Annotated in this window: 20 protein-coding genes; 7 read left to right on the top strand and 13 right to left on the bottom strand. The window is 35.1% G+C overall.

Annotated elements, in window-relative coordinates:
- Positions 1–70 precede the first annotated feature (70 nt).
- Together C1638_RS06740 and C1638_RS06735 are read left to right on the top strand one after the other, a co-directional pair.
- Complete coding sequence (locus tag C1638_RS06740) at positions 71–292, top strand: hypothetical protein (protein ID WP_109619438.1); 222 nt, start codon at positions 71–73, stop codon at positions 290–292.
- A gap of 76 nt (positions 293–368) precedes the next feature.
- Complete coding sequence (locus C1638_RS06735) at positions 369–1559, top strand: DUF4062 domain-containing protein (RefSeq protein ID WP_109619436.1); 1191 nt, start codon at positions 369–371, stop codon at positions 1557–1559.
- A gap of 77 nt (positions 1560–1636) precedes the next feature.
- On the opposite strand, the gene C1638_RS06730 is transcribed toward C1638_RS06735, so the two are convergent.
- The 8 genes from C1638_RS06730 to C1638_RS06695 form a co-directional block, all read right to left on the bottom strand.
- Positions 1637–1882 (bottom strand): hypothetical protein, encoded by a 246-nt coding sequence (locus C1638_RS06730; RefSeq protein ID WP_123838349.1) that lies wholly within the window; start codon positions 1880–1882, stop codon positions 1637–1639.
- Positions 1883–2714: 832 nt separating this feature from the next.
- A complete protein-coding gene (locus C1638_RS06725; protein ID WP_109619434.1) occupies positions 2715–4073 on the bottom strand; it encodes a M20/M25/M40 family metallo-hydrolase in 1359 nt (452 codons plus the stop codon).
- A 3-nt stretch (positions 4074–4076) separates the two neighbouring features.
- Positions 4077–5438 (bottom strand): M28 family peptidase, encoded by a 1362-nt coding sequence (locus C1638_RS06720; protein WP_109619432.1) that lies wholly within the window; start codon positions 5436–5438, stop codon positions 4077–4079.
- A 1-nt stretch (position 5439) separates the two neighbouring features.
- A complete protein-coding gene (locus C1638_RS06715; protein WP_109619430.1) occupies positions 5440–6843 on the bottom strand; it encodes a M28 family peptidase in 1404 nt (467 codons plus the stop codon).
- A 55-nt stretch (positions 6844–6898) separates the two neighbouring features.
- Positions 6899–8143 (bottom strand): DUF1015 domain-containing protein, encoded by a 1245-nt coding sequence (locus C1638_RS06710; RefSeq protein ID WP_109619428.1) that lies wholly within the window; start codon positions 8141–8143, stop codon positions 6899–6901.
- A 2-nt stretch (positions 8144–8145) separates the two neighbouring features.
- Positions 8146–9111, bottom strand: a complete 966-nt coding sequence (locus C1638_RS06705) for a D-2-hydroxyacid dehydrogenase (protein WP_109619426.1) — start codon at positions 9109–9111, stop codon at positions 8146–8148.
- A gap of 115 nt (positions 9112–9226) precedes the next feature.
- Positions 9227–10291 (bottom strand): 3-phosphoserine/phosphohydroxythreonine transaminase, encoded by a 1065-nt coding sequence (gene serC / locus C1638_RS06700; RefSeq protein WP_109620585.1) that lies wholly within the window; start codon positions 10289–10291, stop codon positions 9227–9229.
- A gap of 109 nt (positions 10292–10400) precedes the next feature.
- Positions 10401–10751, bottom strand: a complete 351-nt coding sequence (locus tag C1638_RS06695; protein ID WP_076355745.1) for a 4Fe-4S binding protein — start codon at positions 10749–10751, stop codon at positions 10401–10403.
- Between the two features lie 59 nt (positions 10752–10810).
- Between C1638_RS06695 and C1638_RS06690 the strand changes: the two genes are divergently transcribed.
- The 3 genes from C1638_RS06690 to C1638_RS06680 are packed head-to-tail and all read left to right on the top strand — an operon-like array spanning position 10811 to position 13065.
- Entirely contained in the window at positions 10811–11845 is a 1035-nt protein-coding gene (locus C1638_RS06690; protein WP_109619424.1) for an acyl-CoA reductase, read from the top strand.
- A gap of 48 nt (positions 11846–11893) precedes the next feature.
- Positions 11894–12340 (top strand): peptidylprolyl isomerase, encoded by a 447-nt coding sequence (locus tag C1638_RS06685; protein WP_228428063.1) that lies wholly within the window; start codon positions 11894–11896, stop codon positions 12338–12340.
- Positions 12341–12375: 35 nt separating this feature from the next.
- Complete coding sequence (locus C1638_RS06680; RefSeq protein WP_109619421.1) at positions 12376–13065, top strand: Bax inhibitor-1/YccA family protein; 690 nt, start codon at positions 12376–12378, stop codon at positions 13063–13065.
- Between the two features lie 304 nt (positions 13066–13369).
- On the opposite strand, the gene C1638_RS06675 is transcribed toward C1638_RS06680, so the two are convergent.
- From C1638_RS06675 to C1638_RS06655, 5 genes are all read right to left on the bottom strand, one after another.
- Positions 13370–13618 (bottom strand): DUF6952 family protein, encoded by a 249-nt coding sequence (locus tag C1638_RS06675; RefSeq protein WP_047495508.1) that lies wholly within the window; start codon positions 13616–13618, stop codon positions 13370–13372.
- Positions 13618–13926: a thioredoxin family protein gene (locus C1638_RS06670; protein WP_076355737.1), complete on the bottom strand. Its 309-nt coding sequence runs from the start codon at positions 13924–13926 to the stop codon at positions 13618–13620. Before C1638_RS06670 ends, C1638_RS06675 begins: the two co-directional genes overlap by 1 nt.
- 94 nt (positions 13927–14020) lie before the next feature.
- The gene (locus C1638_RS06665; RefSeq protein WP_076355735.1) at positions 14021–14653 is read right to left on the bottom strand and encodes a peroxiredoxin; all 633 of its coding nucleotides are present in this window, start codon (positions 14651–14653) and stop codon (positions 14021–14023) included.
- A 147-nt stretch (positions 14654–14800) separates the two neighbouring features.
- Positions 14801–17740 carry a M16 family metallopeptidase gene (locus C1638_RS06660; protein ID WP_109619419.1) on the bottom strand — a complete coding sequence of 980 codons (2940 nt, stop codon included), beginning with the start codon at positions 17738–17740 and terminating at the stop codon, positions 14801–14803.
- A 35-nt stretch (positions 17741–17775) separates the two neighbouring features.
- Positions 17776–18969: a pyridoxal phosphate-dependent aminotransferase gene (locus C1638_RS06655; RefSeq protein ID WP_109619417.1), complete on the bottom strand. Its 1194-nt coding sequence runs from the start codon at positions 18967–18969 to the stop codon at positions 17776–17778.
- A 273-nt stretch (positions 18970–19242) separates the two neighbouring features.
- Between C1638_RS06655 and C1638_RS06650 the strand changes: the two genes are divergently transcribed.
- Together C1638_RS06650 and rsmG are read left to right on the top strand one after the other, a co-directional pair.
- Positions 19243–20580: a M20/M25/M40 family metallo-hydrolase gene (locus C1638_RS06650; protein ID WP_109619415.1), complete on the top strand. Its 1338-nt coding sequence runs from the start codon at positions 19243–19245 to the stop codon at positions 20578–20580.
- A gap of 96 nt (positions 20581–20676) precedes the next feature.
- The gene (rsmG, locus tag C1638_RS06645; RefSeq protein WP_109619413.1) at positions 20677–21312 is read left to right on the top strand and encodes a 16S rRNA (guanine(527)-N(7))-methyltransferase RsmG; all 636 of its coding nucleotides are present in this window, start codon (positions 20677–20679) and stop codon (positions 21310–21312) included.
- Positions 21313–21324: the final 12 nt, after the last annotated feature.

The raw sequence follows: 21324 nt of genomic DNA, 5'->3' as shown, positions 1-21324 counted from the left end.
AAATCCGGATTTCTGTAAATGAAAAATATTTCTATCTTTATCAATCACCAATGAAACAAAATAAAAGAATATGTTTGATCTAAATTATGATTTAATAAAACAGGAAATAGAGTCTGAAGTTTGTAAAGAGCATAACTTACATCCGGAATTTGTAAAAACAGATGATGGATTTGGAATTAAAGCCTGTTGCCAGCCTTTTCACACAGAGCTAGTCGCAAAATCTGAAAAAATTATTGAGGAAGAAACTACAAAGTTCCTTGATAAGATGATGAAGGATATTTTTAATGAATAAATTATGAAATTATACAATAAATACGGATTCCCGTAATGTGATAAACTAATAAGTTTTTAGCTTAGTAAAAAAAAATATGGCAAAAAATGTTACTAAGTATAGTATTTTTTTAGGCTCTCCAAGTGATTTGGAAGAAGAAAGAATTGAAGTCGAAAATGCAATTAAAGAGCTTAACATTATTTATGGGAATAGAAATAATTTAATTCTTGATGTATTAAAATGGGAGACTCATTCTGCACCAGGGATTACTGAGTCCTATACTCAAGATATTATTAATGAAGATATTGGGTTGGGTTATGATATTTTCGTTGGATTAATTTGGCAAAAATTTGGAACTAAAACAAATGTTGCAAATTCAGGAACTGAAGAAGAATTTTTAAATGCTCTTAAAAGATTTAAAAATAAAGAAAATATTCAAATATTATTCTATTTTAAGAATAAAGCGCCATTGGCTTTATCGGATATAAATCCCGAAGAGTTATCGAAAATCAATAATTTTAAAAAAGTACTGAGAGATAACAATGTTTTTTATGGTTCTTTTAATGATTTGGATGAATTAAAAGCAAATTTAAGGATACATTTACCTAAACGAATTGATAATTTAATAAGTAATTCTATAAAGGTTGATAAGTCTTTGATAGATGATAATGATACAAGCATTCAAAGCACTGATGAGCATTCTGTTTTAGAAGAAGATTTTGGTCTATTTGATTATTTACTTGAATTTGAAAGATTGTTATCTAATTCAACAGTAGCACTGACAAAAATTAACGAGAGTACAAATATTATTGGAGAAGAAATGGGACGAAAAGCTGATGAAATAGAAAGGTTTGCGCAATATCCAAATCCTAATAAGAATTTAATTGTTGAGCTATTTAAAAGAATTTCAAAAATTATGAATGATTATTCGGAAAGAATAAAAGTTGAAAATATTGTTTTTTATAGTAACTTTAAGGATGCTATAGAAATCGGGTTGAAATATGTCAACAGTATGGAGTACTTGGATAAGGATCAGTATAAAGAAAATTTAGAGTCAACATTAGAGTCAATTGAAGATTTACAAGAAAATATTCCTTTAGCAATTAATAGCATGTCAGGTCTCCATAATTCTGTTAAATCACTTCCTAATTTACAATCAAACCTTAATGCTTCAAAAAGAGGATTAGATAAACAGTTAGATGAATTTATTTTTAGCTTAAAAGGAGTAAACAACTTAACAAATGAGTTTATAAGTGAAATTAAATATAAACTATCAACTTTAAGATAGAAGATTCCTCACTTATTTTATAATAATAAAAAACCGCCCCAAAAGGGCGGTTTTTCAGTAAAAGAAAGATTAAAAAGTTATATGTTTCTGCTTGATCTTTTCTTCATTCCTGTTCCGGCTAGGGAACTGATGAATATAAGACCAAAGCCGATATAGGCAGCAAATGCTGTCAGATATATAATTAAGCTGTTAAAGCTTGGTTTTGAGGTGTATACCAATACAGAAAAGATAGCAAAACTCAACACCAATAATAGGCTCCAGATATGCATTTTCGCTGCGTCTTCATTTCTCTTAAAAATCATTTCAAAAAAGGCTCTCATCATTACTAACATTTTAAGGGTTATACATTAATTAATTAGAATAAAGCAACGCAATCATCACGGTAAAAAGAATGGCATATTCTCTTACTGGGCTAAGGTTCACGATGACTTTGTCGTTTATTTATATCGTTATACCGGGCTTAAAGTCCGGGATTTATAATTTTTTTGAATCAATATATGATTCATAGGGTTTTAAAATGACACCAGTTAGATACGGGGTATAATACTATTGCGAAAAATCAACCAAAGGCTAATTAATCACGTTCCCGTATCTTTTACGGCATCGTAGAAAAAAAAGGATTCATATACATCAATATGAACTTTGAATCAGTGGAAAACTGAAAATCCACAGAAAACCTTTTTTCTCATCTTTAGTGTTTTTTTAATTTTTTCTCGAAAAGGTAAATGCGAATTTCATGCCAAAGTGATAACTCTACTATTAACAGTTTGAGTTATTTTGCTGTAACTTGTTATTTACTAGCTTTTTCATTGTGATATTTCCTTAAACGAAGAAAAAAGAAATTTATAAGGAATGAAAGCTAATAATAGATCAGGGATTCTGTAAAAGAAAATACAAATCTTTTTCCAGATTTTAAAAATGGGACAAATACTTGAAAAGTAAATGCAATCTAAATGATGTATAGTATAAATTTAAAAAGAGAAAGAGTTAGGTTTTGACTAAAGCTTGTTCTTATTAATTTTTAATAGTGTTATTTGTGAAAACATTTGTGATATTCGTGTTTGAACTAATAGTAAATTAAAAATAAAAAGAGTCCATAAAACCTTAGCTATTAAGATTTATATGGACTCTTTTGTTGTACTAACCGGAGCTTTTTTACCAGTTTTTATCAATCATATAAATAACCTGTGTCATTGTTATAGCTCCTAATAGAAGTTCTCTTCTGTTTACTTTTTCAAAGGTATCTTCTTCTGTGTGGTGGATATCAAAATAACGTTGAGAATCCGGCATCAATTCTGCGGCAGGAATTCCCATATCATGAAGTGGATAGAGGTCGGTTCCTGAAAATTTTTCTTCAAAATTATAGACTCCGTATGGAAGGAATAATTTTGACCAGCCTTGGATTTGTTTTCTTTTGGCATCATCCATGTCAAGAGCAATTCCTCTTGGCGCAAAACCTCCGGCATCGGATTCTATGGCAAAAAGATGCTTTTCATTGTTTTCTTTTACTGTTTTTCCATATTGAATTCCTCCTTTTACGCCATTTTCTTCATTGGCGAAGCAAACGACTCTGATGGTATGGTTGTTTTGTATTCCTAGTTTTTTAAATGTTCTTAGTACTTCAATGCTTTGAACAATTCCTGCCCCGTCATCATGTGCCCCTTCACCTACATCCCAGGAATCAAGGTGTCCGCCAACTACAATTACGCTTTGATCTTTTTTACCTGTGATCTCACCAATAACGGAGTGGGAAAGCTTTTCTCCTTTCATTCCACAGTTGGAATTAAGTTTTGCGGTGATTTTTTGATTTTTTAGTAAGGTTTCAAGTTCGTCTGCGGTGGTACTTCCAATGGCTACAGCGGGTATTTTGGAAACACTTTCGTCATAACGCATGGCTCCTGTGTGTGGAACATCATCAAATGCGGAGGAAAGCGATCTTACAATGGCAAATTTTCCACCTTTTTTAGCTGTTAATGAAGCTGCAGTTGATCTGTATTTTGAAGCATCACTGTATCCTTTAAAGGTTTCAATGAATGATTGTTTGAAAGCGTAATTGAAGAATACGATTTTATCCTTTACCTTTTCGGCAGGGAGCTGGTTGTATTCTTCCATAGATTTCACCATGATAATTTCTCCCGAAATATCCTTACCACCAGTTCCTTCAGAATTTCCTAAGGATAGCATTTTAAGACCTTTCCAGCTTCCGTTGGAGGTTTTGATGTGTAGGGATTCTTTTCCTCTTACCCAAACAGGGATCATGACCTCCTGAAGCCATACTTTGTCTGCTCCTGCATCACGAAGTTTTTGTTCTGCCCATTTTACAGACTTTTCATAGGCTTCTGAACCGCTTAAACGGTGGCCGATATTTTTTGTAAGTTCTCGCAGATCATTGTATCCTTTTCCATTGTTTAAAACTTCCAGAGAAATTTTACTGAACTGTAGAGAATCTTCTTTGGACTGGCCAAAAACAGACATCCCAAAAAGTAATAATGAGGTTCCTAGTATCTTTTTCATTGTTTACCAATTTTTATCAATCATATAAATAAGTTGTGTCATAACCGTTGCTCCAAGAAGTAACTCCCGGCGGTTTACTTTTTCAAAAGTATCTTCTGCGGTGTGATGAATATCAAAGTAACGTTGAGGATCCGGAACGAGTTCTGCCGTAGGAACACCCATTTCGTGAAGCGGGGCAATGTCTGAACCTGAATATTTTCCTTCAAAGTTATAAACGCCGTAAGGTAAAAATAAGTTTACCCAGCTTTTGATCTGATTTCTTTTAGCGTCATCCATTTCCAGTGAAATTCCTCTGGGAGAAAAACCTCCGGCATCGGATTCTATGGCAAAAAGATGTTTTTCATTGCTTTCTTTAGCTGTTTTTCCATATTGTTTTCCGCCTTTTGTTCCGTTTTCTTCGTTTGCAAAACAGACGGCTCTAATGGTATGGTTGTTTTGTACGCCTAATTTTTTGAATGTTCTTATTACTTCAATACTCTGAACAATTCCTGCGCCGTCATCATGTGCCCCTTCACCCACGTCCCAAGAATCAAGATGTCCACCCACTACGATTACGCTTCGGTCTTTTTTACCTGTAATTTCACCAATCACGGAGTGGGAGAGTTTCTCACCTTTCATTCCGCAGTTGGAATTGAGTTTTGCGGTGATTTTTTGGCTTCTCAATAAGGTTTCAAGCTCGTCTGCTGTTGTATTTCCGATTGTTACAGCGGGAACTTTTGAAATATTGTCATCATATCTCATATTTCCGGTATGAGGAACGTCGTCAAAAGCAGAAGACAGAGATCGGATAATGGCAAATTTTCCACCTTTTTTAGCTGTTAACGAAGCGGCAGTTCTTCTATAAGCTCCTGCTTCCCGATAGGCGATAAAAGTTTGTACATGTCCTTGATTAAAGGGATAATTAAAGAAAACTATCTTGTCTTTTACTTTTTCTGCTGGTAGCAGGTCATATTCTTCCAGAGATTTGACCATAATGATTTCTCCTGAAACATCCTTGCCACCAGTTCCTTCAGAATTTCCCAAGGATAGCATTTTAAGGTTTTTCCAAGTTCCGTTGGAGGCTTTGATGTGTAGAGATTCTTTTCCTCTTACCCAGACAGGAATCATGACTTCCTGAAGCCATACTTTGTCTGCTCCTGCATCACGAAGTTTTTGTTCTGCCCATTTTACGGATTTTTCATAGGCTTCTGAACCACTTAAACGATGACCAATAGTTTTGGTGAGCTCATGCAATTCATTGTATCCTTTTCCATTGTTTAAGATTTCTGTAGAGATTTTGTTGAACTGTAGGGAGTCTTCTCTAGTTTGTCCTGATAAAAAGGTTACTCCTAAAGTGATTAATGATAGATTTACAATCTTTTTCATGTTACCAGTTTTTATCAATCATAAAAATTAATTGAGTCATACCTATTGCCCCCAAGAGAAGTTCTCTTTTATTTACCTTGTCAAAAGTATCTTCTGCCGAGTGATGGTAATCAAAATATCTCTGAGTGTCTACGACCAGTTCTGCCAATGGAATATCCAGTTTCTTTAAAGGGGAAATATCCTGTATGGCATAGGTTTGATCAAAATCATAAATTCCGTAAGGGAGGAAGTAGTTTTTCCATTCAAAAATTTGCTTTCGTCTTTGTGGAGGCATATCCAATGAGAACCCTCTTGGCGAATACCCACCAGCATCCGTCCCTAAGGCGAATATGTGTTTTTCTTCTTTCTTTTTCACATAGGCGGCATACATTTCACGACCTTGCCCTCCATTTTCACTGTTGGCGTATAAGACCACCCGAATGGTATGATTATTTTCATAGCCAAGGGCTTTTAAAGTTCTTAAAACTTCGATGCACTGTGCAACTCCTGTTCCATCATCAATGGCTCCTTCACCAATATCCCAAGAATCAAGCTGAGCGCCTAAAACAATCACTTTAGAATCTTTTTTACCCTGAATTTCAGCAATAATATTTGGATTTGTGGTGCTGCCTTTAGATTCGGCTGCCATATTGATTTTAGCGGTAACCTTTTGTTTTTTCAAGGTCTTTTCTAATTCATCTGCTGATTTTACGCCTATTGATAAAGCTGGTATTTTCACTTTATCATCTGGTTCGTAGTAAATCATTTTGGCATGAGGGGTGTCATCATTAGCTGTTGTTAATGATCTTATAATTAATGCTTTTGCACCTGTTTTAGCAATAACGGAAGCGGAGATTAATTTTGATTTTGCTGTCAGTAAATAGGAATCACTTGTATTAATAATTTTCGGATCCATAGGAACATTCACGAAAACTATTTTGTCTTTTAACTGACCTATTGACATGGCATTAAGTTCTGAAGTGGAATTAATTAAAATAATTTCACCCATCAGGTCTTTTCCGCCTGTTCCTTCAGAGTTTCCGAAAGAAAGCATTCTGATATTTTTCCAGTCTCCATTTCCTGTTTTTATTTGTAGAGACTCTTTCCCTCTGATCCAGACAGGAGCTTTGGCTTCTTGTCTCCAGATCATATTAATACCAATTTCCTTGAACTTTCTTTCTGCCCATTCGGTTGCTTTTGCATATCCGGGAGTCGCGCTGAAACGTGGTCCTATTCCTTTGGTAAGTTCTGCAAGGTTTTCATAAGCTGTACCGTTAGTTAAGATTTCGTCAGAGATGTTTTTGAATTCATCATGGTAGTTGAATTTGACTGTGGTATTTTTTTTTGCCGGATTTTTATGTGGCTTTTTCTGAGAAAATAAAAATCCACTCAAAAAGAGTGGAAGTATAATGAATATTTTTTTCATTTTTTATTTACCTTTCTTTTTCCGATGTTAAAAGTAGGGAAAAAATAGGAATTTATTAAGGTTTCATGTCGTACATTAACAGTGCTGTAATCAATTTTGGTTCGATGAATGTACATTTTGGAGGCATGCTTAATTTTAAGTCTGAAATTTTAATCATATCATTAAAGCTTACAGGATAAATACCGAAACCTACCTTACCTTCATTGTTATCTACCTTTTCTTTTAAAAGGTTAATTCCGTTAAGGTTAGATGTACCTTTCACATAAGAAATCAATTCAGAGCTATCAGGATCTTCTATTTTTAAAATCCCTTTGAATATGTATTTGTCTAATAAATGGTGATCCAGATTATCTAGTGACATTTCCTTTGAACGAAGATCATGCTTCACATGAAGAGAATAGAACTTGCCATCCAGATACATTGAAATATGGAATTTCTGAGATGGGAAATATGATACTTCTCCTTTTTCGTGGATTAGGAAATAGTCTTCAAGCTGCTTTAGGAAATCTTCTTTTGAAACCCCGTTCAGATCGTGTAAGATCCTGTTGTAATCGTGAATCTTAATAGATTGGTTGGAAACAATAAAACTGTATACAAAGTTGTAAAGTTCTGTACCGTTATGTCTCTTGTTTTTATCCTTGTGACGTTTTGCATTTATTGCTGTAGAACCAATTCTATGGTGTCCATCAGCAATATAAAATGAATCAATCTGATCAATTACTTCTTTAAACTGCTGTAGCTTTAAGCGGTTGTCTATTCTCCATATTTTATGCCTGATGCCAATGGTATCTACATGATTGAAGATAGGAACGTTTTTTTCCTCATGGTTCATCAGCAACTCAATTTTTGAGTTGGCAGGGTAGGTAAGAAGTACAGGTTCTGCCTGCAGGTTTACTTTTTCAAGGTAATGAGCTAGTTTTTCCTTTTTCTGGGGAATGGTACTTTCGTGTCTTTTGATTTTTCCACTCCAGAAATCCTCAATACTTGCCAGTCCTAAGAGTCCTCTGAAAATCTGCTTATTAGGATATATCTGCTCATAAAGATAGTATGCAGAATTATCCTGGACCAATTTCTTTTCGTCCAGCAGTTCTTCAAAGGTAGAACGGATTTTCCTCAGGTTCCGGTCAATATCCTTAGATTTACTTACAACATATGGCTTAATCATATTGATGTATGTATTTTCAACCTGAGCTTTCTCAGCGATTTCTTCCTGGGTAAAATTATCCAGTGGATGGGTAGGGAAAGTATCCTCAAAGTCTCTGTGAGGTCTTATTCCACGGAAAGGTTTAAAAACAGGCATATTTATCTTATAGTTTCTTTTTGTAGCTTAATAATTTGTTCTGCAAGTTCGATACCGATTTTCTCTTGCGCATCTACCGTATTTCCTCCTACATGGGGAGAAAGTGATAGTGCCGGGTTCATTAATAAAGGAAGTTCCGGGGTGGGTTCATTTTCAAAAACATCTAATGCTGCTCCTGCAACTTTTCCTGAATCTATGAAATCAATCAGTGTTACTTCATTAATCACACCGCCTCTTGCAGTATTTACAATATATACTCCATCTTTCATTTTTTCAAATTGTGGAGTATCTATAATGTATTCGTTCGTTTTAGGAGTATTGATGCTGATAAAGTCTGCTTCTTTAAGAAATGCATCCATATCATTGGTGGAAGTAATTTCAAAATTTACAGATTGTCCATCAAAGAAATTCAAGGTAAGAACTTCTGTTTTTGGACTTCTTGTAAGGACCTGAATTTTCATTCCCAGGGAAATTCCTATTTTGATGACTTCCTGGCCTATACTTCCAAAGCCTATTACTCCTAATGTTTTTCCTGAAAGTTCGTAGGCATTGCTGAATGACTTTTTCATGGCATTGAAGTGGGTTTCTCCCTCCAAAGGCATTAGTCTGTTTGATTCGTGAAGGAATCTTGCCAATGAAAGAAAATGCCCGAATACCAATTCTGCTACAGATTTTGAGGATGCGGTAGGAGTATTTATTATTTTTATACCCTTGCTTTTTGCATATTCAACATCAATATTATCCATCCCGATGCCTCCTCTTCCTATAATTTTAAGGTTTGGGCATGCATCAATCAGGTCTTGTCTCACCTTCGTTGCACTTCTTACAAGAAGAACATCCACATTATTATCGTTGATAAAATTAATAACGTGATCTTGAGCCACTCTATTGTCCAGAATTTCAATTCCGGCTTCTTTTAAAGCGCGTTCTCCTGCTTTTGAGATTCCATCGTTTGCTAAAACTTTCATGTGTTATTTTATTATAGATGCTAGATTTTAGAGGTCAAAAGCCAGATTTTAAAGGTCTGAAATATGAGATCTACAATCTATTAATCTTTTTATTTTTTGGGTCGCCTAATATAAGTTATTTTATTGACTTCATTACATCTACCAATACCTGTACACTTTCAATAGGTAAAGCGTTGTATAAGCTGGCTCTGTATCCTCCCAGACTTCTGTGGCCATTCAGTCCACTGATTCCTGCTGCTTTCCATGCATTGTCAAATTCTTCTTTCTTGCTATCGTCTGTAATTTTGAAAGAAACATTCATAAATGAACGATCTTCTTCTACACAGAATGTTTCAAATAATGGATTACTGTCAATCTCACCATAAAGAAGTTTAGCTTTTGCTTCGTTTCTTTGTTCTGCAGCTGCAATACCTCCATTTTTTTCAAGATATTGAAGTGTTAATAAAGAAGCATAAATAGGGAATACCGGTGGGGTATTATACATAGATTCTTTAGATATATGTTGAGAATAATCCAGCATAGACAACATATTTTCTCTTCCGGTCTTACCAAGGATTTCTTTTTTGATCACTACTAATGTAACGCCTGCGGGTCCCATGTTTTTCTGAGCTCCTGCATAAATTAAATCAAATTTTGAAAAGTCAAGTTGTCTAGAGAAAATATCTGAACTCATGTCACACACCATCAGGGTATCCACTTCAGGGAAAGACTTCATCTGAGTTCCATAGATTGTATTGTTGGAAGTACAGTGAAAATAATCGTATTCTGAACCAACCGTATAATTTTTAGGAATAAAAGAATAGTTTTCTTCTTTTGATGAACCTACTACATCTACTGTTCCTAATTTTTTTGCTTCTTTGATGGCTCCGGCTGCCCATGTTCCTGTGTCCAGGTAAGCTGCTTTTCCACCAACTTTCATTAGGTTATACGGTACCATTGCGAATTGCATGCTGGCTCCGCTTCCTAAATAAAGAACCTCATAATCATCACCAAGATTCATTAATCTTTTTACAATAGCACGTGCTTCGTCCATTACAGCAACGAAATCTTTGCTTCTGTGAGAAATTTCAAGAAGTGATAATCCTATACCATTAAAGTCTAAGATGGCCTGTGCCGATTTTTCGAATACTTCTTGTGGTAAGATACATGGTCCTGCGCTGAAGTTGTGCTTTTTGTTCATATTTTTATTTTTTGGTTGCATTCGGAATTGAATTTCCTTAGCCTTATTTTGGTTTTGTTGAATTTTTGGTTAAAAAAAGCCGCCTCACACATTATGAGACGGAATTTTTTTATTCGCCGTGTAAGAATGCTTTTTTGTTAAGCAGAGCCTCTTCAGATTCTACATGATCCTCATCAGGAACACAACAGTCTACTGGGCATACAGCTGCACACTGTGGTTCTTCATGAAACCCTTTACATTCCGTACACTTGTCTGTTACAATAAAATATACATCATCACTTACAGGTTCTTGTGACGCGTCTGCATCTACAGTAAGTCCTGATGGTAATGTTATAGTGCCTTGAAGTGCAGTACCTTCCGAAGCTTTCCAGTCTACGGCTCCTTCATATATTGCATTATTTGGACATTCTGGTTCACAAGCCCCACAATTAATGCATTCATCAGTTATTTTAATAGCCATCGCTAATTTTTTTTAAATTTGCACAAAATTACAAAATATTCCCCAATTTTAAAGTAATTATGAATACCGAAAATCAAGTTTTAGGACTTATTAAATTAAGTGATTATATAAAAGCGTTTTTAGCGAAGAAACCGGAGGATCACAACGAAGATGATGTTAATATTGAATTATTATTAAAGAAGTCTGAAATAGAAAATCCGTGGTTTACAATTGATAATCAGAAATTTGCTTTACGGCAATGGACTGATTTACTGACTGAAGAGAATATAAAAAACTGGCTTCAAAATTATTCAATCTCTAAAGTTTCAAAGAAAGTTGGACTTATTTTGGCAGGAAATATTCCTTTGGTAGGATTTCATGATGTGATTTCCGTGATTTTAAGCAATCATATTCCGCTTATTAAGTTGTCTTCAAAAGATAAGACTATGGTTCCGTTTTTATTAAAAAAATGGAAAGAGTTTTCTAATGATGCCATCCAGTTTGAATTTGTAGAAAGATTAGAGAATTTTGATGCTGTAATTGCTACAGGAAGTAATAATACGGCAAGATATCTGGAGTATTATTTTAAAAATCATTTAAGTATCATCCGTAAAAACAGAACTTCAATTGCTGTTTTAAAAGGAGATGAAACGAATGAAGAATTACAGCTTCTGGCTAATGATATTTTCCAATATTTTGGATTAGGATGCAGAAATGTGACGAGAATCTTTATTCCAAAGGATTTTGTTATTGATCGATTATTTGAAAACCTTGTTGGTTTCCAGGATATTATCAATCATAATAAATATGCGAACAATTATGATTACAACAGGGCTGTTTATCTTTTAAATCAGGATAAATTCTGGGATAATAATTTTGTGATGCTAAAAGAGGATGATAAGTTGTTTAGTCCGCTTTCTGTCATTAATTTCAGCAGATATGAGTCTTTGGATGAAGTGAAAAACTTTATTGCTGAAAATGAGGCAGACATTCAGTGTATTGTAGCTAAGGGTGAACTTGGATTGAATTCAATTTCTTTTGGAGAAGCACAAAACCCAAGTCTTGACACTTATGCAGATAACGTGGATACTATGAAGTTTTTAGAAGTGGTCTGATTTTCGTATCTTCCATGACCTATATCACCAAATAACAAAATGAACAGTATGAGAAAATTATTTTTAGGTCTTGCGATTGTGGGCGGGCAGCTGATGTTTGCCCAAAAAGTTGTAGGGTTGAAAGTTGACAAAAACCAGAAGAAAGAAGTACCGGCAACAATAAGCAAGGAGAAAATAAATCTATATAACAGTAATCTATTTAAATTCCTTGATGCTTTGCAATCTTCTGACCAGAAGACTGTTGATGAATTGATTTCCGATAAGGTAAAAGAGATTGTTACAGAAGATATCCTTAAGAAAGTTAAGGATGGTATTGACCCGAGTAAAAAGCTTGAAGTCCTAAAGGTTGGTTATTATTCAACAATGGATGGTTTGAATCATCCTAACATCAAGTACAAATATACAGGTGATGCTTCTTCAAAGGAGGTGTTGAGTGCAATATTTGAAGATAACGGCAAAATTTTAGGAGTGATGCCGGTTGGGGTTGATCAATAGATTTATTTTCGATTAAATTAAAAAAAATATTAACTATGATGACAGATGTTTTAGTTGCTCATTCTTCAGATGTGGAGAAAGCGAGCTTTTATAAGAAGACCTATTTGCATGTTGCTTTGTCAATACTTGCATTTATTGGGGTTGAAACTATTTTATTGAAGACTGTACCTGTAGAGATCATTGCAATGATGTTCGGTCAGAGATATACCTGGTTATTAATCATTGGTGTGTTTTGGCTAGCTTCTATTTTAGCTTCTAAATGGTCACTTTCACAAAGTAAGTCGACGCAGTATTTAGGATTAGGATTTTATATTCTATTGGAGGCGATCATTTTTATGCCTTTGCTTTTTATGGCTACTAATATGGCGGGTGGAGCTAATGTGATTTTCCAGGCTGCTACTTTAACTGTGGCAATGTTTGCCGGTATTTCTGCAGTTGCATTTACTTCCAAGAGAGATTTTTCTTTTCTAAGGAATATTATTGTAATCGGAGGATTTATTTCGATCGGATTAATCGTTGGCGGGATGGCATTTGGTTTCAACTTAGGATTGTGGTTCTCTGTTGGAATGGTGATCTTAGCTTCGGCAACTATTTTATACCAAACAAGTAAGCTAAAGGATTCTTATGGAACAAATCAGTATGTAGGAGCGGCATTGCAGCTTTTTGCATCTATTATGCTTTTGTTCTGGTATATACTGAATATTTTAATGAGCAAGAGAAGCTAATTCAATATTGAATTTCTTAATAATAATAGTCCTGATGATCATATCATCAGGATTTTTTTATTCTTAAATAATTTTTTTACACAAAGGCCCACTTAAGACGATATTGAACCAAAAAATCCTGATGATATTTCATCGGGATTTTGTTGGATATTCTTTAATTGATGCCCATGTAATTCCTGACCTCATAGGGCAAAAAGCCTTTTGAAGTAAGATACAGATGGATCATAAAAGAATAAAGAAAAAGTATAGTAATGAGGAAAACCTCAGGTATTTTGTGTTTTTATAATCTTTAATAAGTAAAAGATTATTTATCGATGGAGCCTAAAACCTTTTGTGCAAATGAGTTTAAGGCATCTTTTTCGCTCATTCCGTTTTGTACATTAGAATGAACTTCCAAAGCTCCACAAATGTTTGTAATAAGCTCTCCTGCAACATTTAAGTCTTCTTCGCTTGTTCCTCTGAATTCGCAGAAGCTTTCCAGAACTTCTAATGTTTTCTCAAGGTTCTCAGGGGTCTGATTCTGATAGAATTGTCTGATTACTGGTAATTTCATTATGATAATTCGTTAAAAAGGTTAATTAAACTTTCAGCCTGGTTAGATTGAACCTGGTTTACCAATTCACCATTTTTAAAGATCGCGAATGTAGGCAGGTTGTCTACTTTTGCTAGTTTTCTGCTTTCGGGAAGTTTTTCAGCATCTACATATAAGAAAGGAATTGCGTCATTCTCAGATGCTAATTTTTTGAATTTTGGCTTCATGATTCTGCAGTTTCCGCACCATGTTGCGCCATATTGAACAACTACTTTTTCGTTGTCATTTACAATATTCTGTAATGTATCTTCTGTTAATTCTGTGTACATGAGTGTTAAATTTTAGGAATTAAAAATTAACAATGTAATAATGAATGTATTACTACACTTGTGCATTATTACATTGTTAAATTATTAAATTGAATTAGTTCTTAGCTAAGTATTCTGCTGTAGAAGTTCTGTCAGCTTTCATAGCATCTTTACCTTCTTCCCAGTTTGCAGGACATACTTCACCATGTTTTTGAACGTGAGTGTAAGCGTCGATTAATCTTAAGAATTCTTTTACGTTTCTTCCTAGAGGCATATCGTTTACCGCTTCGTGGAAAATTTTTCCAGTTTCGTCGATAAGGTAAGTTGCTCTGTAAGTTACGTTAGAACCTGTGAAAACTTCTTCTCCTTCCTCGTTATATTCGAAATCTTGATCTACGATTCCTAAAGTGTTTGCTAATTGTCTGTGAGTATCAGCTAAAAGTGGGTAAGTTACCCCTTCAATACCACCGTTATCCTTCGGAGTGTTCAACCATGCGAAGTGTACTTCGTTCGTATCACAAGATGCACCGATTACTTTAGTGTTTCTTTTTTCGAATTCACCTAAAGCCTCCTGGAAAGCGTGAAGCTCAGTAGGGCATACAAAAGTGAAATCTTTAGGGTACCAGAATAAAAGTACTTTCTGTTGGTTTTTTGTTGCTTCTTCAAGGATGTTGATTTTTAAATCGTCACCCATTTCAGACATTGCGTCGATTGTTAAATTCGGGAATTTTTTTCCTACTAAAGACATAATTTTCTGTTTTTATATTTAAATTTCTAATGCAAATATAGAAAAGTTTTATCTATCGAACAAACGAATATCGATAAATAAAATCTATAATTGTTTTTGACATGTTGTTAAATAAAAAGGCCCTGAAATCAGGACCTTTTGTTGATTTTAGTAACCAAATACTTCTGTTAGATTGAGTTTTTTTACCTCGCCTAATTTCTGCATATCGGCTTCATTTACTTTATCTTGTGCTGCGACAAGACAGTAGGTATAATTCTTATTTTTCATTTCCTTGTCATGGAAAGCATTAATGTCAGCGAAAGACAATTTTGGTGCCTGTTCATAAACATTCTTTCTCATATCAAAGTTATTTCCAAGTCTTTGGGCCTTTAGATAAGAGAAGATAATACCGTCCTGAGAAATTCTTTCAGAAGCAATAGATTTTTTCAATCCGCTTTTTGCGGTTTCAAACAATTGCTCAGACTTTGGAAGTGTTGTCAGAAGTTCATTCATTGCCGTAGTAGACTCGTTGAATTTATCTGCCTGAGTTCCTACATAAGCCATCACCATATCTTTATCCGATTTCTTGCTTGGAAGAGCAAAATAAGAGTAAGTAGAATAGGCTAAAGCCTTAGATTCTCTGATGGTCTGGAATACAATAGATCCCATTCCTCCTCCAAAGTAGTTATTGAATAAGCTTACAGTAGGGGTAAGGGTAGGATTGTACTGATCTGAATTTCTTACCCAGAATACTTCGGCCTGTACCATATCATAATGAGCGAATAGCACTTTATTTTTATCCGTTGGGATCTGAACAAACGTTTTGGTCTTAGGAAGCTCCTTAAGGCTTGCAGGAAGTTTATGAATAGGCTTCAGGGAAGCTACTGTTTCATCTCCTGATTTTGGTCCGTAGTATAATACCTTATGTTTAAAGTTGAAAAGGTCATGAAGAATGTTAATAAGGTCTTCAGCCTTTAATGCATCAAGCTCAGCATCACTCAATACATTATTGAATGGATTCTGTGCACCATATTGTGCATAGCTTCTCAGTCCGGCCATAATCGTTGCTTTGTTTTGCTTGGCATTAGCTCTGGCTTTCTTCAATCGGGCTTTGTAAGCATCTAGCGCAGTTTGGTCTGCTTTACAGTTTTTGATCAGATCCTCAAATAGTGCAATGGACTTGTCAAAGTTTTCATTAAGGCCTTCTATCGATACAGACGTTTCTTCATTTCCGGCACTTACATTAAAGCTTGATGCCAATTTGTAGAATTCTCTACTGATGGCTTCAGAAGACTTATCATTCGTTCCAAGGTACTGAAGATATTCTGCAGCCAATGGAAGCATTTTATTGTTCCATTTTCCGGAATCAAAGTGATAGTACATTCTGAATAAAGCATTATCTGTATTTTTTACAGAAAGTACATCTACATCACCCAGTTTATTTTTGGCGATATCCTTATCATAGTTCAGCCAAACCGGAGCGATGGCTTTTTCCGGCATTTCGTCAATTTTCTTAAGGAAAGGAGACTGGTCTTCTCTGTTTACAGAAACCGGAGTGATGGTAGGTTTGTCTACCTTTACAATACTCTTGTCTTCACCTTTTTTCTTGTAAACTGCTACATAATTATTATTTTGAAGATATTTGGCTGCAAAGTCCATGATATCCTTTTTAGTCAGCTTGGAGATCTCTTCAAGATATTCCAGGTTTGCTTTGTGATCAACTTCTGAAGTGAATTCATCCATCAAAAGACTTGCTCTTGAAGAATATTTTTCATCTTTCTGAATGATGTTCTTCTTTTCATTGTTTACGATGGATTGAATCAAATCATCAGAGAATTCACCCTTTTTTAATTTGTCAATTTCCTGAATAAGAAGATTTTTTACTTCATCTAAAGACTGTCCTTCAGTAGGTTTTCCCTGTAATAATAAAACTGAATAATCTTTTAGAGCATAAGGGAAAGCGAAAGCACCCAGTAACTTTTGTTTCTTTACAAGATCAAGGTCAATTAGCCCTGCCTGACCGTTGGTAAGCATGCTTCCTACAAAATTTAATAATCTTGCATCCTTTGTTGAAGCTCCTGGGAATCTGAAGCCAAGCATTACACTTTCTGCGTCAGGCCCTACAACTTCCTTGATTACCGGAGAAGCTATCGCTTTTTCCTGTCCGATTTTGTATTCAGGAACAGGCTTGGATTTCATGTAAGAGAAAGCCTTGTCAATCTTGGTAATTACTTCATCAGGATTAAAGTCTCCGGACATGATGATTCCCATATTGTTGGGAACATAGTAATTGTTATAATATTCTCTGATGGCATGCAGAGAAGGGTTTTTCAAGTGCTCAATGGTTCCGATGGTAGTTTGCTTTCCGTAATTATTATTAGGGAAAAGGTTCGCAAACATCATATCAAAAACCTTATCTCCGTCATCATCAAGTGATCTGTTTTTTTCTTCATATACCGCTTCAAGCTCCGTATGGAAAAGTCTAAGAACCGGTTCTCTGAATCTTTCTCCCTGTACAGCCAGAAATTTATCAATAACGTTAGAGGGAACATCCTCTGTGTATACCGTTTGCTCAAAAGAAGTGAAAGCATTGGTACCATCAGCGCCCATACCGGCCATCATTTTGTCATATTCATTGGCAATAGCATACTTGGCAGCCTCTCCGGAAACCCTGTCGATTTCTTTATAGATTTCCTTTCTTTTAGCTTCATCTTTTGTTTGATTGTATTTCTCGTAAAGAGCATCAATCTGGTCTAAAAGAGGTTTTTCCTTTGCCCAGTCCTTAGATCCAAACTGATTGGTTCCTTTGAAAAGCATGTGCTCCAGATAGTGGGCAAGGCCTGTATGGTCTGCGGGATCTGTTTTACTTCCTGCCTTTGTAGCAATATAGGTTTGAATTCTTGGTTCCTTATTAGTAGGACTCAAAATAACAGTTAAACCATTTTTTAAAGTATAATATCTTGCTGAAGTAGGGTCGTTGGTAACATACCTGTACTTATAGCCGTTGGCAGTAGCTTCTTTCCATTGGAAATCCTGTCCGAAAGCATGACCTGCAAAACTTGCCGCAGCAATGCTTGAAACGATTGTTAGTTTTTTTAACAGATTCATTGTAATTGAAATATGTTTTATTATTTTTAAAATTCTTAATTGAATTGGTCTAACAAATCTTTAATTCGTTTCATTGCTTCTCTTAAATCTTCTTCGGAGGCAGCATAAGAGAACCTGATACACTCTGGACTTCCGAATGAAAAACCTCCTACACATCCGACACGAGCATTTTCTAAAAGGAACATAGCAAAGTCATCAGAATTTTTAATTTCTGTTCCGTTTAATGTTTTTCCGATGTAATAAGAAATATCCGGGAAGAAATAGAAAGCCGCTTTTGGAAGCAATACTTTAAAACCAGGAATTTCCTTAATGAGCTCATATACAAGATCTCTTCTCTTTTTAAAAGCGTCAATCATGTATTTGTACTCGGAAGGGTCCGTCTTTAAGGCTGTAATAGAAGCTCTTTGTGCCATTGTATTAGCACCACTTGTCATTTGTCCCTGTACTTTTTCACAAGCTTTTGCCAGCCATTCAGGACAAGCTGAATATCCGATTCTCCATCCCGTCATTGCAAAGGCTTTTGACATTCCGTTGATTACTGCAGTCTGTTCATACACTTCCGGAAATTGGGCAATAGAAGTGGTTTTTGTTTCATAATTGATGAATTCATAGATCTCATCTGAAATGATCGTAACGTGAGGGTATTTAGCAATCACTTTCGCGATAGACTTTAGCTCATCATAAGTGTAATATCCTCCGGACGGGTTACATGGCGAGCTGAAAAGAATAGCCTTGGTCTTATCAGTAATTGCCAGCTCAATCTGTTCTGCTGTAACTTTGAAATCAGTAATGTAAGATGTTGGAAGCATTACAGAAGCCCCACCCATCATTTTTACCATTTCATCGTAGCTTACCCAATAAGGAGCAGGAAGTAATACTTCATCTCCATCATTGATAATGGCTGCCAGAACATTTAAAATAGCCTGTTTAGCACCATTGGAAACACAGATTTGTGTTGGTTTATATTCTAAATTGTTGTCTCTTTTTAATTTGTAAGCAATAGCCTCACGAAGTTCAAGAAATCCCGGAACAGGAGAGTAGTGGCTATAGTTTTGATTGATGGCATCAAAGGCTGCCTGTTTGATATTATCCGGAACATCAAAATCCGGTTCACCAAGAGTTAAGCTGATAACATCTATCCCGTTAGCTTTCATTTCTCTGGCTTTATTAGACATTACAAAAGTCTGTGAGTAACCTAGTCTTTTTACTCTATCTGAAAGTTTGTCCATGTATTTTTGAATTTTAACAAATATAGAATAAAAACGTGTTGTAGAAGTAATAAAAATAGGGTTGCTTTAAAGATATTTGTCAGGTTTTAGTCAAATCACTCTATTTGGAAATAATATAACTTTCTATTCATGAATTTGAGGGGATTTAAGCCATGTAATGTCTTTTTAATAGGTTTTTTTGTGCTTTCAACTTTCAATATAACTAATAAAAAAACAAAAAAATGCTTCCAAAACTCAAGGTTTTGTATCTTTAAATTATCTAAGATCTATTTTATGAAATATTCCGTTTTTCTATTGTTAATTTCCTGTACGGTCTTTTCTCAAGGACGTTTAAAAGATGATGAAGTGAAAAAATACGTTTCACAGGTAAATGAAGATTCATTAAAGTCGTATATCGGTAAACTTGTGAGTTTCCAGACGAGGCATACTTTAAGCGCAACAGATGACCCTAAACAAGGAATTGGAGCAGCGAGAAACTGGGTTATCCAACAATTTAAAAACTATGCGAAAAATTCAGGTGGAAGAATGGAGGTGTATCTTCAACAGGAAGATCTGCAACCGGATGGAAAACGTATTGATAAGACGGTGAACCTAGGCAATGCCATTGCTTTCCTGAAAGGTACAGACCCTAATGATAAAAGAGTTTTTCTGATTGGAGGACATCTTGACTCAAGAGTGACGGATGTCATGAACAGAACTTCAATAGCTCCCGGTGCCAACGATGATGGCAGTGGTGTGAGTGCTGTGATAGAAGCTGCAAGAATACTAAGCAAGTCCTCATTTCCTGCTTCTATAATTTTTGTGGCTTTCTCCGGGGAAGAACAATCGCTGCTGGGTTCCAGACTTCTTGCAGAGAAAATTAAAAAAGAAAATTTACAGTTGGAGGCGGTTCTGAATAATGATATGATTGGTAATCCAAAAGCTAGCGAGACGGGAGAAATTAATACTCGTACGCTTCGGGTATTCAGTGAAGGGTTGCCATACATGGAGATGGATAAAAAAGCACTTTCCATTAGAAATCTGGGGCTTGAAAACGATAGTGAATCCAGGCAGCTTGCCCGATACATCCAAGAGATTACAGCACAATATGTAAAGAAGCTTAATGTAAAAATGATCTACAGAAATGACCGGTTTTTACGTGGAGGAGATCATACAAGTTTTGTTATTAATGGATTTCCATCAGTAAGACTTACAGAATATTATGAAAACTATGATCATCAGCATCAGGACATACGGATAGAAAATAACAAACAATATGGTGATCTGCCAGAATTTATAGATTTTAAATATCTGAAAAAGAATGTTGCTGCAAATGTTGCCGTACTGGCAAGTCTTGCTAAATCTACCTCGAAACCTGAGCGGGTAGAAATGGAAGTTAAAGAACTTACTAATTTTACAACGCTTCACTGGCAGAAACCAAAATCAGGAACACCGGCAGGATATTTTGTTTTGATACGGGAAACGGACAGCCCTGTGTGGCAAAAGAAAATATTTACAACAGAGCTTTCAGCCAAAATACCATTTTCAAAGGATAATTATATTTTTGCAGTACAAACAGTCAGTCAATCAGGAAATTTGAATGTTCCTGTAATTCCGGGTATTGCAAAATAATATTGTGATGAGTAAGTGGGAACTAAGGCAGATTCGGAAAAGTAGATTTGACTACAAAAGAAATAAAACTTATTTTTGTAGATTATAATAATTCAAATGTCTACATCGTTACTATTAAAATATTTTCCGGATCTTACAGAAACACAGCTAACACAGTTTGCAAAACTGGAAGAACTGTACAATGAATGGAATGAAAAGATCAACGTAATTTCCAGAAAAGATATGGAGTCGTTGTATGAAAAGCATATTCTACACTCTTTGGGAGTCGCAAAAGTAATGGAATTTGCACCGGGAACTAAAGTACTAGATATTGGTACGGGAGGAGGCTTTCCGGGAATTCCATTGGCCATTTTATTTCCTGAGTCAGAATTTACGCTTATTGATTCCATCGGAAAGAAAATCAATGTGGTAAATGCTGTTGCTGAGGGGGTAGGATTGAAAAATGTAACGGGTATCCATGGGAGAGCAGAAAAATTAAAAGAAAAATTCCACTTTATAGTCAGCAGAGCAGTGACCCAAATGCCGGAATTTTTAAGATGGCTAAAAGGAAAGTTTGAAAAAGAACAGTTTAATCCTAAACATAATGGAATTTTATATTTAAAGGGCGGTGACCTTGCAGAAGAGCTTGCCGGACTTAGATGTGAAATTTTCAATCTTAAAAATTATTTTGACGAAGAATTTTTTGATACTAAAAAAGTTGTTTATTTGTCAAAAGGTAATTTTAATTCTTAATTTTGTTTAATT

The organism is Chryseobacterium oncorhynchi, assembly GCF_002899895.1.
Classification (GTDB): domain Bacteria; phylum Bacteroidota; class Bacteroidia; order Flavobacteriales; family Weeksellaceae; genus Chryseobacterium; species Chryseobacterium oncorhynchi.
Note: the sequence above shows the minus strand (reverse complement) of the source record. Positions and strands in the feature narration are given on the sequence as shown.

Coding starts and splice junctions, on each gene's coding strand:
- C1638_RS06740 (WP_109619438.1), top strand. CDS start 71: ATGTTTGATCTAAATTATGATTTAATAAAACAGGAAATAGAGTCTGAA.
- C1638_RS06735 (WP_109619436.1), top strand. CDS start 369: ATGGCAAAAAATGTTACTAAGTATAGTATTTTTTTAGGCTCTCCAAGT.
- C1638_RS06730 (WP_123838349.1), bottom strand. CDS start 1,882: ATGATGAGAGCCTTTTTTGAAATGATTTTTAAGAGAAATGAAGACGCA.
- C1638_RS06725 (WP_109619434.1), bottom strand. CDS start 4,073: ATGAAAAAGATACTAGGAACCTCATTATTACTTTTTGGGATGTCTGTT.
- C1638_RS06720 (WP_109619432.1), bottom strand. CDS start 5,438: ATGAAAAAGATTGTAAATCTATCATTAATCACTTTAGGAGTAACCTTT.
- C1638_RS06715 (WP_109619430.1), bottom strand. CDS start 6,843: ATGAAAAAAATATTCATTATACTTCCACTCTTTTTGAGTGGATTTTTA.
- C1638_RS06710 (WP_109619428.1), bottom strand. CDS start 8,143: ATGCCTGTTTTTAAACCTTTCCGTGGAATAAGACCTCACAGAGACTTT.
- C1638_RS06705 (WP_109619426.1), bottom strand. CDS start 9,111: ATGAAAGTTTTAGCAAACGATGGAATCTCAAAAGCAGGAGAACGCGCT.
- serC (WP_109620585.1), bottom strand. CDS start 10,291: ATGAACAAAAAGCACAACTTCAGCGCAGGACCATGTATCTTACCACAA.
- C1638_RS06695 (WP_076355745.1), bottom strand. CDS start 10,751: ATGGCTATTAAAATAACTGATGAATGCATTAATTGTGGGGCTTGTGAA.
- C1638_RS06690 (WP_109619424.1), top strand. CDS start 10,811: ATGAATACCGAAAATCAAGTTTTAGGACTTATTAAATTAAGTGATTAT.
- C1638_RS06685 (WP_228428063.1), top strand. CDS start 11,894: ATGAGAAAATTATTTTTAGGTCTTGCGATTGTGGGCGGGCAGCTGATG.
- C1638_RS06680 (WP_109619421.1), top strand. CDS start 12,376: ATGATGACAGATGTTTTAGTTGCTCATTCTTCAGATGTGGAGAAAGCG.
- C1638_RS06675 (WP_047495508.1), bottom strand. CDS start 13,618: ATGAAATTACCAGTAATCAGACAATTCTATCAGAATCAGACCCCTGAG.
- C1638_RS06670 (WP_076355737.1), bottom strand. CDS start 13,926: ATGTACACAGAATTAACAGAAGATACATTACAGAATATTGTAAATGAC.
- C1638_RS06665 (WP_076355735.1), bottom strand. CDS start 14,653: ATGTCTTTAGTAGGAAAAAAATTCCCGAATTTAACAATCGACGCAATG.
- C1638_RS06660 (WP_109619419.1), bottom strand. CDS start 17,740: ATGAATCTGTTAAAAAAACTAACAATCGTTTCAAGCATTGCTGCGGCA.
- C1638_RS06655 (WP_109619417.1), bottom strand. CDS start 18,969: ATGGACAAACTTTCAGATAGAGTAAAAAGACTAGGTTACTCACAGACT.
- C1638_RS06650 (WP_109619415.1), top strand. CDS start 19,243: ATGAAATATTCCGTTTTTCTATTGTTAATTTCCTGTACGGTCTTTTCT.
- rsmG (WP_109619413.1), top strand. CDS start 20,677: ATGTCTACATCGTTACTATTAAAATATTTTCCGGATCTTACAGAAACA.